14 protein-coding genes are annotated in these 13,094 nt (G+C 55.5%); 8 read left to right on the top strand and 6 right to left on the bottom strand.

Annotated elements, in window-relative coordinates:
* Positions 1–76: 76 nt before the first annotated feature.
* The 4 genes from BP758_RS04365 to BP758_RS04380 are packed head-to-tail and all read left to right on the top strand — an operon-like array spanning position 77 to position 4,125.
* Positions 77–673: an acyltransferase gene (locus tag BP758_RS04365; protein WP_292369064.1), complete on the top strand. Its 597-nt coding sequence runs from the start codon at positions 77–79 to the stop codon at positions 671–673.
* Entirely contained in the window at positions 673–1,764 is a 1,092-nt protein-coding gene (locus tag BP758_RS04370) for a DegT/DnrJ/EryC1/StrS family aminotransferase (protein ID WP_292369968.1), read from the top strand. The genes BP758_RS04365 and BP758_RS04370 overlap by 1 nt, the downstream gene beginning before the upstream one ends.
* 1 nt (position 1,765) lies before the next feature.
* Positions 1,766–2,683 carry a Gfo/Idh/MocA family protein gene (locus BP758_RS04375; RefSeq protein ID WP_292369066.1) on the top strand — a complete coding sequence of 306 codons (918 nt, stop codon included), beginning with the start codon at positions 1,766–1,768 and terminating at the stop codon, positions 2,681–2,683.
* Between the two features lie 2 nt (positions 2,684–2,685).
* Positions 2,686–4,125: a nucleotide sugar dehydrogenase gene (locus BP758_RS04380; protein WP_292369068.1), complete on the top strand. Its 1,440-nt coding sequence runs from the start codon at positions 2,686–2,688 to the stop codon at positions 4,123–4,125.
* A gap of 144 nt (positions 4,126–4,269) precedes the next feature.
* Here the strand turns inward: BP758_RS04380 and BP758_RS04385 are convergent, their stop codons facing one another.
* From BP758_RS04385 to BP758_RS04400, 4 genes are read right to left on the bottom strand one after another with little or no spacing between them, the layout of a single operon-like run.
* Complete coding sequence (locus tag BP758_RS04385; RefSeq protein ID WP_292369070.1) at positions 4,270–5,463, bottom strand: ABC transporter permease; 1,194 nt, start codon at positions 5,461–5,463, stop codon at positions 4,270–4,272.
* A complete protein-coding gene (locus tag BP758_RS04390) occupies positions 5,460–6,368 on the bottom strand; it encodes an ABC transporter ATP-binding protein (protein WP_292369072.1) in 909 nt (302 codons plus the stop codon). Before BP758_RS04390 ends, BP758_RS04385 begins: the two co-directional genes overlap by 4 nt.
* Before the next feature lie 40 nt (positions 6,369–6,408).
* Entirely contained in the window at positions 6,409–7,272 is an 864-nt protein-coding gene (locus BP758_RS04395) for a hypothetical protein (protein ID WP_292369074.1), read from the bottom strand.
* A gap of 4 nt (positions 7,273–7,276) precedes the next feature.
* The gene (locus BP758_RS04400; protein WP_292369076.1) at positions 7,277–7,867 is read right to left on the bottom strand and encodes a pyruvate kinase alpha/beta domain-containing protein; all 591 of its coding nucleotides are present in this window, start codon (positions 7,865–7,867) and stop codon (positions 7,277–7,279) included.
* Between the two features lie 139 nt (positions 7,868–8,006).
* Here BP758_RS04400 and BP758_RS04405 point away from each other — a divergent pair, with 139 nt between their 5' ends.
* Together BP758_RS04405 and BP758_RS04410 are read left to right on the top strand one after the other, a co-directional pair.
* Complete coding sequence (locus BP758_RS04405; RefSeq protein WP_292369078.1) at positions 8,007–9,176, top strand: redox-regulated ATPase YchF; 1,170 nt, start codon at positions 8,007–8,009, stop codon at positions 9,174–9,176.
* A gap of 183 nt (positions 9,177–9,359) precedes the next feature.
* Entirely contained in the window at positions 9,360–9,680 is a 321-nt protein-coding gene (locus BP758_RS04410; RefSeq protein WP_292369080.1) for a hypothetical protein, read from the top strand.
* 155 nt (positions 9,681–9,835) lie between these two features.
* Here the strand turns inward: BP758_RS04410 and BP758_RS04415 are convergent, their stop codons facing one another.
* Positions 9,836–10,309, bottom strand: a complete 474-nt coding sequence (locus BP758_RS04415; protein WP_292369082.1) for a hypothetical protein — start codon at positions 10,307–10,309, stop codon at positions 9,836–9,838.
* A gap of 166 nt (positions 10,310–10,475) precedes the next feature.
* Here BP758_RS04415 and BP758_RS04420 point away from each other — a divergent pair, with 166 nt between their 5' ends.
* Positions 10,476–11,273, top strand: a complete 798-nt coding sequence (locus tag BP758_RS04420; protein ID WP_292369084.1) for a metallophosphoesterase — start codon at positions 10,476–10,478, stop codon at positions 11,271–11,273.
* A 99-nt stretch (positions 11,274–11,372) separates the two neighbouring features.
* Positions 11,373–11,570 (top strand): hypothetical protein, encoded by a 198-nt coding sequence (locus tag BP758_RS04425; protein ID WP_292369086.1) that lies wholly within the window; start codon positions 11,373–11,375, stop codon positions 11,568–11,570.
* A gap of 183 nt (positions 11,571–11,753) precedes the next feature.
* Here BP758_RS04425 and BP758_RS04430 read toward each other — a convergent pair whose 3' ends face one another.
* Entirely contained in the window at positions 11,754–13,040 is a 1,287-nt protein-coding gene (locus BP758_RS04430) for a hypothetical protein (RefSeq protein WP_292369088.1), read from the bottom strand.
* Between the last annotated feature and the right edge of the window lie 54 nt (positions 13,041–13,094).

Here is a 13,094-nt window from a genome sequence, read left to right on the forward strand (position 1 = left end):
TTTTTTGTTCGGACAACAATATTACCCCATGAGAAAAATACATACTGTAAGGGTATATTTTCCAACCAGGTGACAAATGAACCAATACGGAAAGAACCAAATTGGTGATGGGGCCCAGATTTTTGAACCCGTCATCATCGGTTTCCCCTCACGGGAGTACCTTGGAAAGACTGATTACACTGGTACGGTGATCGGAAAGAATGCTATACTGCGGCCTGGCACGGTAATCTATTGCGCAGTCACAATCGGGGACAATTTCTCAACCGGCCATAACGTAATAATCCGGGAAAAGACCACGATCGGCAATAATACCGCAATCGGGACTGCCACAATTATTGAGGGTACAAGTTCGGTGGGAAATAACGGGCGAATCCAAAGTATGGTTTTCATTCCCACGAACACGGAGATTGGCGATAATGTCTTTATCGGGCCTAACTCTGTTTTGACTAACGACCGTTACCCGCCGTTTGGCAAACCGTCACTAATCGGGCCAGTGCTTGAAGACAATACAACGATTGGTGCCAATGTCACAATCCTGCCGGGGGTCCGTATCCATGAAGGGGCGGCGGTTGCTGCCGGTTCGGTTGTGACAAAGGATGTGCCGCCGGGAGTGCTTGCCATAGGTGCTCCTGCACGGTTCCGTGAACTTCCAAAGGAGATGAGACGCATATGATGCAGATCCCCATAGCCCAGCCACGGGCAGATGCAGAAGAAATTGAAGCGGTCACCCGGGTTCTCCGGTCCGGTATGTTCGCCCAGGGACCGGTTGTTGCAGAGTTCGAAAAGGAATTTGCCCGGTATTGTGGTGTTAAGAATGCAATTGCCGTGAACAGCGGTACGGCAGCACTTCATGCCGCGCTGGCTTCTGCCGGTATCGGTCCCGGGGATGAAGTGATCGTTCCGACATTCTCCTTTATTGCGACTGCAAGCTGCGTTTCCATGTGCGGGGCGCGGCCGGTCTTTGCCGATGTGGATCCGGGGTATTTCACCATCGATCCCGATACGGTGAAAAAACTCTTTACCCGGTCCACAAAAGCCGTTATCGGGGTGCATCTCTTCGGCCAGCCCTTTGATATCGATCCCATAGAGGAGCTCTGTTCCGAACACGATGCCATTCTTATCGAGGATGCAGCTCAGGCTCATGGATCCGTATACAAGGGAAAGAAAGCAGGGGGATGCGGGGCTGCAGGATGTTTCTCGTTCTATCCCACAAAAAACATGACCACCGGGGAGGGCGGCATGGTGACCACAGACGATGATGAGTATGCAGGAAAGATCCGCAGGTTCATCAACCACGGCCAGAGCGAGAAATATCTCCACACCTCCATCGGGTATAACTACCGCATGACCGACATCAGCGGGGCAATCGGTCTTGCACAGCTGGGAAAACTGGATGGATTCAACAAACGCCGCATCCATAATGCCGGGTATTACGATCGTCACCTGAAAAAGACCGGGATTCTATTGCCGGCACAGAGAAAAGACTGCACTCACGTCTTCCACCAGTATGTTGTCCGGGTAACAAAGGACTGTTCATTGTCCCGGGAACCGCTCATGGCAGCTTTAAAAGAGAAGGGTATCGGGACTGCCGTGCATTATCCCATTCCCATCCATTGCCAGCCGGTGTATAAACCAATATCCGGAAAAACCCATTGCCCGGTTGCCGAAGAACTTGCCGGCCAGGTGATGAGTCTGCCCGTCCACCCGCAGGTGAGCGACGAACAATTGCAGTATGTCTGCGAGACGCTCAACGGGATGATCTGACATGGATGTCGGCGTTATCGGGGTAGGGGCGATGGGCAGGAACCATGCCCGCGTCTATTCAGAACTAAAGAATGTCGATACCCTCCATCTCTTTGATGTAAACCACGCTGCAGCAGAAGAGCTGGGAAAGAAATTCGAAGCGCACGTTGCAGGATCGATGGATGAACTATTGGACGCCTGTGACGCGGTGAGTCTCTGCGTCCCGACACCGTACCATTACAAGACTGCAAGCGAGGTAATCCGCCACCATGTGCCGGTCCTGATAGAAAAACCGATCTGCCTTACTACGGAAGAGGCGACCGCACTGGTAAGGAGCATTCCGGAGGATCTCGTGGTCGGGGTCGGCCATATCGAGCGGTTCAACGCGATCATCCCGGAACTTACCCGGATAGTCCATCATCCCTGTTATGTAGAGATCAGCCGCCACAACCCGGCATCTTCCCGGGTCACCGGCAGCACCGTTGTTGAGGACCTGATGATCCATGATATCGATCTTATATTCAGTCTCATCCCGGCAAAAACCTGGTCGGTACTGAGCACAGGTAATGCAGATGTTGCTGCTGCCCTCTTTACGATTAACGATAATCCGGTCTATCTTTCTGCGAGCAGGAAAGCCTCCAAAAAAGTCCGATCTATCTATATTGAGGAAGAAGATTTCACAATCGAGGGTGATTTCATGCACCAGGAGATCTATATCCACCGCAAACCCGGGAAGATTAGTTTCGAGGATGCACGATATACCCAGGACAGCGTTATGGAAAAAGTACTGGTAAACCAGGTTGAACCGTTAAAGCGGGAGCTCTCCACATTCCTTGATTGTGTCAAATCCGGAAACAAATTCCCCGTCAGCCCCGAACAGGGTCTTTTTAACCTGCAGGTCTGCGAGACCATTACCCGTAATTTCAGGAAGGCAGCATAACCATGCCCCGGGATTTATCTTCAACACTTGTTCAACGGGGAGCAATCAGGACGATTGGTGTTGTAGGGATGGGGTACGTCGGTATCCCCGCAGCAATGCTCTTTGCGGATGTTGCGCATTTTGAAAAGGTCTGGGGGTTCCAGAGGGCATCGGAGACTTCCAGGTACAAGATCGAGATGCTGAACCGGGGCGAGAGCCCCTTAAAAGGCGAGGAGCCGGGATTAGAGGACCTGATTAAAAAGGTGACTGCTGCAGGGAAGTTCGAATGTACCGCGGATTTTTCGAAGATTTCACAACTCGATGCAGTGACACTTGCCATCCAAACACCATTCTTAAACAAGAGCGATCTTCTTCCGAATTTTTCCGCACTCAAAGAAGGATTAAAAAATGTGGGCAGATATCTCCAGCCGGGGATGCTTGTTGTCCTCGAATCCACCGTGACCCCGGGAACAACCTCCGGGTTTGCCCGGGAGATCCTGGAAACGGAATCCGGTCTTGTTGCCGGCACTGATTTCGCCCTGGCCCATGCACCGGAACGCGTGATGGTCGGCCGTCTCCTCAAAAACCTCCGGGAGCACGACCGTATTGTCGGGGGGATTGACACGGCAAGTACCCTGCGGGCAACGGAACTCTATTCGCCCATCCTCACAAAAGGAAGGGTTATTCCGATGAGTGCCACCGCTGCCGAAGTGACAAAAACCACCGAGAACACATTCCGGGATCTCCAGATCGCTGCCATGAACGAGCTGGCGCTGTACTGCGAGGCGATGGGGATCAATGTGTACGATGTCCGGACCGGGGTTGACAGCCTCAAGGGGGAAGGGATTACCCGGGCCATGCTCTGGCCGGGTGCCGGTGTGGGCGGCCACTGCCTTACCAAAGATACTTACCATCTTGAACGGGGCGTGCAGGTCTTGGGAAAAGATCTGCTTGATTACCCGGCCGGCGAACCTTCGCTCTATGTACTTGCCCGGCATGTCAACGATTTCATGCCGGTCCACATGCTCAACCTGACCCGGCAGGGTCTCGAACGTGCCGGCAAGCAGCTTAACGGAACAAAGATCGCACTCCTGGGCTGGGCATTTATCGCAAATTCGGATGATGCCCGGGACCCCCCTTCCGAGCCGTTCCATGAAAAAGCGGTTGCTGCCGGAGCAAACGTTGCCGTGCACGATCCCTGGGTCCGGTCCGCCCCGGGAGTTGAGATCGAACACGATATGGAAAAGGTTCTTTCGCATGCCGATGCAGTTGTCATCTTCACCGGCCACACGGAGTACAAATCTCTCCACCCAGATAAGGTGAAAAAAGCGTGCGGCAGGGATCACCCGGTCATTATTGATGGCCGGAACGTGATCGATCCGGATGCCTTTATCCGGGCCGGATTTGTATACAAGGGGATCGGACGCGGGGACAAGAACGCGCACCCAATCGCAGATAACTAGACAAATTCTCTTTTTTTTCTAGGATACTACCTGATGCGAACGAAAGGTTGGATAAAGTCCGGTCTTTTTTTAACGAGAAATTCAACAGGAGCTAGCGTTTCTCATAAGACAACCCTACGATTTTGGATCTAAAAAAAAGGATAATTACTTCATCTTAATAAACCGCAGCACATCCGCGAGCCCCGCCCGCTTCCCGTAGGTCAGCATGCCCATCCGGAAGATCCGGGCAGCAAGCCGGGTGAGGACGATGATCGAAAGAACGAGGATCGCCATGGAAATCGCGATCTGGTACGGCGGCACGGAAACGAGCGTGAGCCGGACCATGCCGATGAACGGCGCGGTGTAGGGGAAGTAGGTCAAAAACTGCATCGCTGCCGAGTTCGGGTCCGCGAGGAGGAACTGGAGGAATATGAGCGGGAAGACCGCGAACATGGAGAAGATCGCAGAGACCTGCTGGGCCTCGCGGACCGAGGGGGCAAGCGACGCGGTGCAGGCAATCGAGACCGAGAAGAGGAAATACCCGAGCACAAAGTACACGACCGCGATGCCGACAAGGCCCGAGATCTGGAGCCCGGAAAAGATCGTGGCAAGGGGCGTTGCCGCGACAATGAGGAGTGCGATTGCTATCCAGACCCCCATCTGGAGCAGGCTCACCGCCGCATACCCGAGGATCTTTCCTGCGAGCAGATCTTCGGCCGAGCAGTACGAGAGCAGGAACTCCCCGCGCCGGCTCTCCTTCTCTTCCCCGATTCCCTGCATCAGGTAGCCGGACGAGGTCAAAATCCCGAGCGCAAGAACCATGGTCATCGCAAACGGCAGGATGAAGCCGGCGAGTTCCTGGCTTCCTTTGGGATTGCCGGACTCATCGAGCACGATCACGGACGGGGTGGCTGGGGTGAGAACGGCCTGCGCAGCTTCCTCGGATACGTTCTCGTGCCGCAGGACATTCTTTGCCAGGAATTCCTGCACAGCAGTATTCGAACCGGCCGATCCCATCAGCGACGCGTCCATGGTGTAGACCGAGAGCGTCCCGTTGTGGAGGTAATCGGCCGGGATGACCACGAGCGTGTGGATCTGCCCGGCAACGAGCGCTGCCTTACCGGCCGCGAGATCCGCGTACGGGACATAGCCCGGCGAGGGCTCGACAAACCCAGTCCCGTCCACATAGCCGGTTGTCTGGTTTGCCATGGCCGACCCTATGCCGGCGCCCGTATAGAGCGAGAGCCCCATGATGACGAGGATCAGGAGCGGCAGCCCGAGCGTCCCGAGAATGAACCCCTTGCGCCGGACGGTTTTTACGAATTCGAACTTTGCAACCACGAGCGCTTTTTTGGTCATTTCCCTGCCACCTCTAAAAAGATCTCGTTCATCGAACGCTGTTTGATCTCGAACTTTTTGACGGTGACCTGCGCGGCAAGGGTCTTAAGGAGGGCCTGCGTGTCGGCGTCTTTTGCCACCACGATCTCCGCGGCATTGCCGGAGTCGCTGATGCTGGTGATGTTATCGAGCTGCGGGAGCGTTCCCTCGTACCGCAGTTCGATCGAGAGCCCGAACTCCTGCCGGATCTCGTCGAGTTTCCCGTAGAGAACGACTTTCCCGGCATTGAGCATGAGGATACGGTCGCACATCCGCTCGACTTCGTCCATCTGGTGCGTGCTCATGATGATGGTCGTGCCTTTCGCACGCAGGTCGAGCAGGATATCTTTTAAGACCTTCATGTTCAGGGGGTCGAGTCCCGAGAACGGTTCGTCGAGGATGAGCACGGCCGGCTCGTGGATGACCGCGAGGATGAACTGGAGCCGGCGGTGCATGCCCTTGCTTAAATCCTGGATCTTTTTGTCCTTGTAATCGGCAAGCGTCAGCCGGGCAAGCCATGCGTCCGCCTTCTTGTCGATCCCTTCGACATGCTTGAGGCTCGCGAAATACCGGATACACTCTAACACGCCGATCTCCTTATCGAGCGTCCCCTCTTCGGGCAGGTACCCGATGGCGTCCTTAATGTCGTCCGAAAAGGTCCGGCCAAAGAGCGCGATCGTGCCGGTGTCGGGCCGGAAGATATCGAGGATCGTCCGGATGAGCGTGGTCTTCCCGGCGCCGTTTGGGCCAAGGAGGCCAAAGACCTCCCCACGCTTGACATCGAACGTCACCGCGTCGAGCACGGTTTTTGTGTCGAAGACCTTGGTCACATGGTCGATCTGTAATATAGCGGCCCCGTTTTGTGGGCCCGGGGAAAGTTTTGTCATGCGTGCTCCGTTTTGTTTTATCTCCGTTGTCTTCATCGCATCAGTATTTGTACCAGCGGCCCTTGCTGTCGTACTCGCCGGTTGTCTGCTGGATCGCCACCGGGCTCCCGATGAGCTTCCGGTAGAAGCAGGCCTTGTAGGCCAGAAGGACCGGGACAAGGACTATCATACTCGCGAAGATAACCGCGGCCGTGATCCACATCCCGTCGGTGCCGATCATGGCAATAAGGTTGTGCGGCGTCATCATTCCGGCAAGCTGGGTCTCATTGTAGCCCGGGCTGCTGTAATAGGTGACAAGCGGCTGGAGCTTCTCCAACAGGAGACCTTCCCAGATGATGGCAAAGACGAACAGGTCGGCAAATGCAAAGATGCAGCAGACGATAAAAAAGCCGAGCACCTCCCACGAATGGCTGGCCGCCACCAGGATGCTGCGCCGGAGCGAGGCAAAGACTTTGGCGTCCTCGAAAACCGCTGCGGTGTCGCAGAAGAAGGTTAAAAACAGCGTCGGGATCATAACAAAGATTGCAAGCAGCCCGGCCGCTTCGTAATCCGTCCCGCTGCCGGTTGCTGCCACCGTTACGATCATGATCAGAATAAAGACGAGCAGCAGCGCAAAGCCCACGACAAGCCAGGGGAGCAGGATTTTGAAATAGTACTGGAGCCCGCCGCGGAGGAGCGTGCCGGCATCCCCCGCGTTCTTTTTTACCAGCGCAAACGTGCCGGCAACAAAGAGCAGCATAACGAGCGCGACGATAAGGACCAGACGCAGGGCAAAGAATGCGCCGGAGATATTATAGAGGATCCAGAGGAGGGCCGCGAGCAGTCCTGCCACAATGCCCGGGATCCAGAGGACCGGGGTACGGCCCACCAGAGTAAGGGCCTCTTTGAATTCTGCAAAAACCATGGTTTTACCGGTCCCTGGGCATGGCGACGATTTCGCGCACCTGGAGATCGAAGAAACTGGCGGTATAGGCCGGGCGGATTACGCAGACCGTGTCCGCGCCGGTTGCCGTCCCGCCGACCGCGATCACTTCCTCATCGATCCGGACCGCACCCTGGTCGGCGGCAATCAGCACGCACTCGACTGCGACCTTGAGGCCGACTGCGACCACCCGGCGCAGCGCTTCTGCAATCACCTCGGTCCGCGAAGAACCGCCCAGTTTTGGCGACCGGGAGATGGCGCGTTCGAGCCCCGAGAGCGCGTGGGTGCCGGTCACGATCACGACACCCTTTTTCTTAAGTTCCTCTGCGGTCCGGGCGTCGAACTCCCAGACGCCGGGTTTGGAAAAGCCCATCACGTGGGTGACCACGACAAGGGAGATGCCGCTTCCCTTCATGGTATCGAAAAAGACCTTTGCCGTCTCCCCGGAACTGCTCGCAACAACAATCTTTTTGATGTTGAGCTCCTTTGCCCGCTCCACGGCAAAGCGCGCCGCGTCCTTGGTATTCGCGGGGCCCGGCGTATCGAAATAATAGCAGGTTTTTGCAGTAAAAGTCATGGAGTACCTTTTAATAAACAGCCATGAAAAACTTTGTCAGATTTTAAAAAAGGGAAAGCCGACAGGCGTACGTGCGCCACCGGCACAACAAAATAAAAAATAAGCCCGCGTTTTGCGGGCTCCCATGTGAGGAAATACCATGATCACCCTTGCACTTGCAGGCAAACCAAACTGCGGAAAATCCACCTTTTTCAAGGCGGCAACCATGGCGAACGCTGAGATCGCCAACTACCCGTTCACGACCATCAACCCCAACTTCGGTGTTGCCTATGTGAGGACAACCTGCCCTTGTAAGGGCCTCGACCTTACCTGCACCCACTGCGTTGACGGGGTCCGCTTCGTTGCGGTCAACCTTATCGATGTGGCAGGGCTTGTTCCCGACGCGCACAAGGGCAAGGGTCTGGGGAACCAGTTCCTCGATAACCTCCGGCAGGCCGACGCGATCCTGCACGTGATCGATGCGAGCGGCGGGACCGACAGCGAGGGGAACCCGGTCGGCGCCGGCAATCACGACCCGGCAGAGGACGTGAAGTTCCTTACCTACGAGATGACGATGTGGGTGTACGGGATCCTCGACAAGCACTGGTCCCGGCTCTCGCGCCAGGCCTCGGTCAAGACGTTCTCGATCCACCAGGGCATTGCGGAAGTCTTAACGGGCCTCGGGATCACTTCGGATGAAGTGCGCGAGCTGGAACTTTTGCTCAAACTCGATCTTTCCCACGCGCAGATGGAAGAACTCGTGCCGTTCTGCGCGGAGATCGTAAAGATCTCAAAGCCGATGCTGGTGGTGGGAAACAAGATCGATGAGACGCCCGAAGCCCTGCGGGAGAAACTTGCCGTAGAGAAAGTAGCGTTTGCGAGCGCAGCATCGGAGCTTGCGCTCCGGAATGCCGCAGCGGCAAAAGTGATAAAATACCTGCCGGGCGACAAGCAGTTCTCGGTTGCCGAAGGCGTCACGCTCTCTGCTCCGCAGAAAGCAGGCCTGGTAAAGATCGCCGAGATCATGAAGAAGAATAACGGGACCGGCATCCAGGACGCCATCAACCGGGCGGTCTTCGAGCTGCTCGACCGGATTGTCGTATACCCGGTGGAAGACGAGAACAAATTCTGCAACAAGCAGGGCGACGTGCTGCCGGATGCTTTTTTGATGAAGCGCGGATCCACGCCCCACGATCTCGCATTCCAGGTACACACAGATATCGGCAAGGGGTTCCTGTATGCAATCGATGCCCGCACGAAAATGCGGATCAAGGAGACCCATGTCCTCAAGGACGGGGACATCATAAAAATCGTGAGTGCCGCGAAGTAGGCGGCGCCGGGCCCCGCTGTGTGACGCCTGTCATACCGTTGTCTGACATCCGCGCCGCTCCTGCGGGAAATTTACCCTTTTTTTCGTGATTTGAGGCAGGATTTCGCCCGGTTTGCCACAACCTTTATAACATGCCGCAGAGTATAGGGGAAATATCCAAGAGACAGGAGAGGAGGTGAATCCATGGGCGGAGAGATCTACCAGGCACAGGTGATCAGGAACTTCTTTGACACCATCACCGGCACAGACAGGAACCTGACACGCATCTACATGTGTGTCATGAGCCTTGCAAAGCTCCGCATGGAGTCCCCGGAAAAGATGGCCTCCCTGCTCGACCAGTTAAAGAAGAGCAAGATCAAAAAGGAGCTCTCGGTCGACCTGCTTGACTATGTCTGCGATGCGGCAAACGAACTCGAGCTTGCGAGCGTGCAGACAGCATTCGGTGTCAAGGATATCAAGGATATGGCGCAGGACTTCAATGCGGTCAGCCTTGACAGCCTGTAATCTTCTTTTTTTTTTTAATTTTTTGATGTGGTTCCGGATTACGGACGATCCGTGCCGGCCGTTTCCAGAAATTCCAGAGTTTTTTTCCGGAACGCGGGTACCAAAAAAGAGAGGCGGATGGTCAGGTGCTCCGATCCGCTGTAAAAAAAGATCCGTTACTGGATCCCGAGTGCTTTTTTGTAGATCTCCAGAATGGTGATGATGTACTTCCGGTGCTCTTCGAGTGCCTGTTCGTCATCGGGCGATGCGATGACGGCAATGGCATAGACAAGGATCAGCGCATTGTCGAGATCCAGGGTTTCGGGGTCCTGCGTGCTGTCATTGTACAGGTTTATGGCAAGGAACGGATAATCGGAGGGAGTAAACCGTTCGGGAGTTTCCGGTTTTACCTGCGAGTTTTCGAGCGCCTCTGCATAGGCGCTGATGATCCGGACCGCGGTTTTTACCGTTCCCATCCCTTCGCCATCGCTCATATTGCCAAGCGCAGTAGCACACTCCCGCCGGGCTTTGGGGTAGAGCTCGAACTTGTAGGCAAAAAATGCCGCTGCAATCGTATGTGCAGTCTTTTCCGGGAGCCGGCCAAAGACCGGCTGTATCCGCCCGATATAGTCATTCAGGTATTTTTCCATGGCGATCGTTTCCTCTCGGGTATTTTCCCGGCCGGCACCGGCCTTCGTATGTACTAGTCTTTTTGTGGAAATACTAAAATGAACGTATCCTTCCCGTACCTGCATCCCAAAAGGGGATAGATAGAACCCGGGCCATCACGGGTATATATGAACAGAAACGATCAATATGAATCCACTGGCTATGGGCACCGTAATCTTTTCTGACGTGCATGCCGATGCCGATGCAGTCGGGATGTTTGCAGCATATCTCCGGGCCCCGGCATTTGCCGGCCGGTTTGGGCCGGTCGATACGGTAGTCAACCTCGGGGATATCCTGCACCGGGGCAATAACCCGGAGCGTGCGCTTGCGATCATACGCAACCTCGGGAAGGATTTTTCCCTTGTCTCGGTGCTCGGCAATCACGACCATGCATTCTTAAACGATATCCCGGTCTCGGGAAGCGATGAGGAGAGCACGCGCAGGCATAACGAGCTGCACGGATCCCCGCTTCTCGATATTTTTTCCGGCATGCCGATGGACCGGGCCGAGAACGGGATCCTCTATGTCCACGGGGGTCCGCTCGATCTCGGCACCCAGACGCTCCGGCTCAAGTGCTGGCAGCGGCTCTCCCACGAGCCCGGCGATTCTTTTACCGGCTACCACTACACCCCACAGATGGCATTCGACGCGCTGGAGAAGCGCGGCCTTACCCATATGGTCTGCGGTCACCAGCATACCCATATCTGCTGCCAGAAGACACCCTCCGGGATCCGCGAGCACATTCTCCGGTTCGTGCGCGAAGACGACAAAAACAGTCCGGGCGGCTGGATCGAGACCGCAGAAGTACCGCTCGATACCCCGACACTCTTCCGGTTGGGCGGCTGCCACGGGGAACTGCCGGAGTTTGCGTACCTGTCCGGCACGGCATTCACGTATATCCGGATGCCGGTTGCCCCGGGATCCGATCGCGATCCCGGACAGTGAATTTTTCCGGAATGCTTTTTAAGAATGATCGGATCAATTTAAGAAGATCTTCCGGTTTTTAAAGAAATATTTATATAATGTTACCACACAGTGGTAATTATGCCTCGTGCAGGCGAGGGACGATCGGTTCGGATTGATCCCGAGGTGTATGAGGCTTTGCTCGTGCTCAAGCGCGGCAACCTGACCTTCAGCGATGTCATCGCACAAATGCTCCACGAATGCTATGGGTGGTCGGATGCCTTCCCGCCCACCCAGAGCGAACTCGCGGATTTCATGGGAACGGAGAAGAGACCATGAGTGTGTGGCGGAATTTCTAAAATAAAAAATTCCGGGTTCCTTCCCGACAGCCCACTGCGTTTTTTCCGGGACGCAGGCGACGGCATCCCCTAAAAAAGGTAAACAGTAGTATTGCACTGACAAAAGACTTGTTCACAAAAACATTGTTGCCGGAGAACGACCTAGGAAAAAAATGTCCTACCCTCAGACAGGGTCGGCCGGCACAAATTGCACCGTCTCCCCCGCCATCTCCTCCATCTTTTTTACGAGCATCTCCTCAAGTCGCGGGAGCGATGCGTCCAGATCCGATCTCCATGCACGGACCTCCGATACCTGCTGCTCCTCGCGGGTCCGCATTGCCTCGAGCTGTTCTTTTTCGCGCCCGAGCGCCTGGAGGCGTGAGAGCACCGGGTGGGAGAGGAGCCCTTCCTCTGCTACCCGGGAGTCCTTTTCGAGAGAATAGTACCGTGCACACAGCTGCGAGACCTCCCCGGCATACTTCGCCGGTTCGGCAAAGACCGTGCGCTCCTCCCGGTTTTTAAGGACAATCTCGCTGTCAGCTACCATCTTTTCGACCACGGGGCATGCAGCCGCAAGGGTTGCAGTGCAGGGTTCGGCCGCGGCAACCTCGTGATCGGAAAGAAGCTCCATCGCGTCGCGGATGACATGCACCTCTTTTGCAAGATGTTTCTTTGCCGCGATCTTCTCTGCTTTCCTGAAAACATGCGACATGGTCATGGTAAGCGAGGTGTACCGCCGCAGGCACTCTTCGCGCTCCCGGGCAAGGCCTGCCAGTTTCCCGCGCTCTTCATCGAGCGTTGCAAGCGACGGGTCGGCCTGGAGCCGGGCGGTTTCCTGTACAATCTCATCCAGCCGTGACGAGATTTCTGCGATACGGGCAAGGTACCGCTCCTCTTTTTCAAACGAATGGGCACGATCCTTTTTCGCATCCGCAAGTGCCGTATGGGCCGCACGCGCAGCTCCGATCCGATCGGCCTGCTTTTTGTACTTCCCGAGCGCTTTTGTCATCGCATTGATCTCGTGGCCCACGGCATCGATACCGGCCTTTGTCGCTTTCATCTCTTCCGGGAATGCGACCTGCAGGTATCTCCCCTGCCCGCGGACCGCATTTAAGCAGCCCTTGACATTCTCCACTGCTCCTGCATAGAATGCCTCGGGGTCGTTGTCCGGCAGCTCCTTTGCAAGGGACGTGTTCATGGCCTTAATGAAAAGCGGAAGGGAATTTTTGGTGATGCTTTTGATCCGCGGGTGCGTCTCCGGGTTCTGGTCTGCCCCGGAGATCGTATTGACCGTGAGCTGGAGACTTGCCGAGGCATTCTTTATCGAGCGCATGGGCTCCTCAACTTCACACGAGAGGATCTCCTTTACCTGCCGCTCCTTTTCATCGAGAAACGCGGGCACGTCCTCAAACGCGAGGCTCACTTTTTTTTCCGGCGCGGAGCCGATAAGGGTCTTTAAAAAGTCAAACATTGGTCACTCCGTGACATTTCCCCTGCAGGGAAGAGGATCTGGTGTACCACCTTT

Origin of the sequence: Methanoregula sp. UBA64 (assembly GCF_002502735.1) — an archaeon.
In the GTDB taxonomy this organism is placed as follows: domain Archaea; phylum Halobacteriota; class Methanomicrobia; order Methanomicrobiales; family Methanospirillaceae; genus Methanoregula.

What these genes read in the sequence shown, in the direction of transcription:
- BP758_RS04365 (WP_292369064.1), top strand. Translation starts at nt 77, where the DNA reads ATGAACCAATACGGAAAGAACCAAATTGGTGATGGGGCCCAGATTTTT.
- BP758_RS04370 (WP_292369968.1), top strand. Translation starts at nt 673, where the DNA reads ATGCAGATCCCCATAGCCCAGCCACGGGCAGATGCAGAAGAAATTGAA.
- BP758_RS04375 (WP_292369066.1), top strand. Translation starts at nt 1,766, where the DNA reads ATGGATGTCGGCGTTATCGGGGTAGGGGCGATGGGCAGGAACCATGCC.
- BP758_RS04380 (WP_292369068.1), top strand. Translation starts at nt 2,686, where the DNA reads ATGCCCCGGGATTTATCTTCAACACTTGTTCAACGGGGAGCAATCAGG.
- BP758_RS04385 (WP_292369070.1), bottom strand. Translation starts at nt 5,463, where the DNA reads ATGACCAAAAAAGCGCTCGTGGTTGCAAAGTTCGAATTCGTAAAAACC.
- BP758_RS04390 (WP_292369072.1), bottom strand. Translation starts at nt 6,368, where the DNA reads ATGACAAAACTTTCCCCGGGCCCACAAAACGGGGCCGCTATATTACAG.
- BP758_RS04395 (WP_292369074.1), bottom strand. Translation starts at nt 7,272, where the DNA reads ATGGTTTTTGCAGAATTCAAAGAGGCCCTTACTCTGGTGGGCCGTACC.
- BP758_RS04400 (WP_292369076.1), bottom strand. Translation starts at nt 7,867, where the DNA reads ATGACTTTTACTGCAAAAACCTGCTATTATTTCGATACGCCGGGCCCC.
- BP758_RS04405 (WP_292369078.1), top strand. Translation starts at nt 8,007, where the DNA reads ATGATCACCCTTGCACTTGCAGGCAAACCAAACTGCGGAAAATCCACC.
- BP758_RS04410 (WP_292369080.1), top strand. Translation starts at nt 9,360, where the DNA reads ATGGGCGGAGAGATCTACCAGGCACAGGTGATCAGGAACTTCTTTGAC.
- BP758_RS04415 (WP_292369082.1), bottom strand. Translation starts at nt 10,309, where the DNA reads ATGGAAAAATACCTGAATGACTATATCGGGCGGATACAGCCGGTCTTT.
- BP758_RS04420 (WP_292369084.1), top strand. Translation starts at nt 10,476, where the DNA reads ATGAATCCACTGGCTATGGGCACCGTAATCTTTTCTGACGTGCATGCC.
- BP758_RS04425 (WP_292369086.1), top strand. Translation starts at nt 11,373, where the DNA reads ATGCCTCGTGCAGGCGAGGGACGATCGGTTCGGATTGATCCCGAGGTG.
- BP758_RS04430 (WP_292369088.1), bottom strand. Translation starts at nt 13,040, where the DNA reads ATGTTTGACTTTTTAAAGACCCTTATCGGCTCCGCGCCGGAAAAAAAA.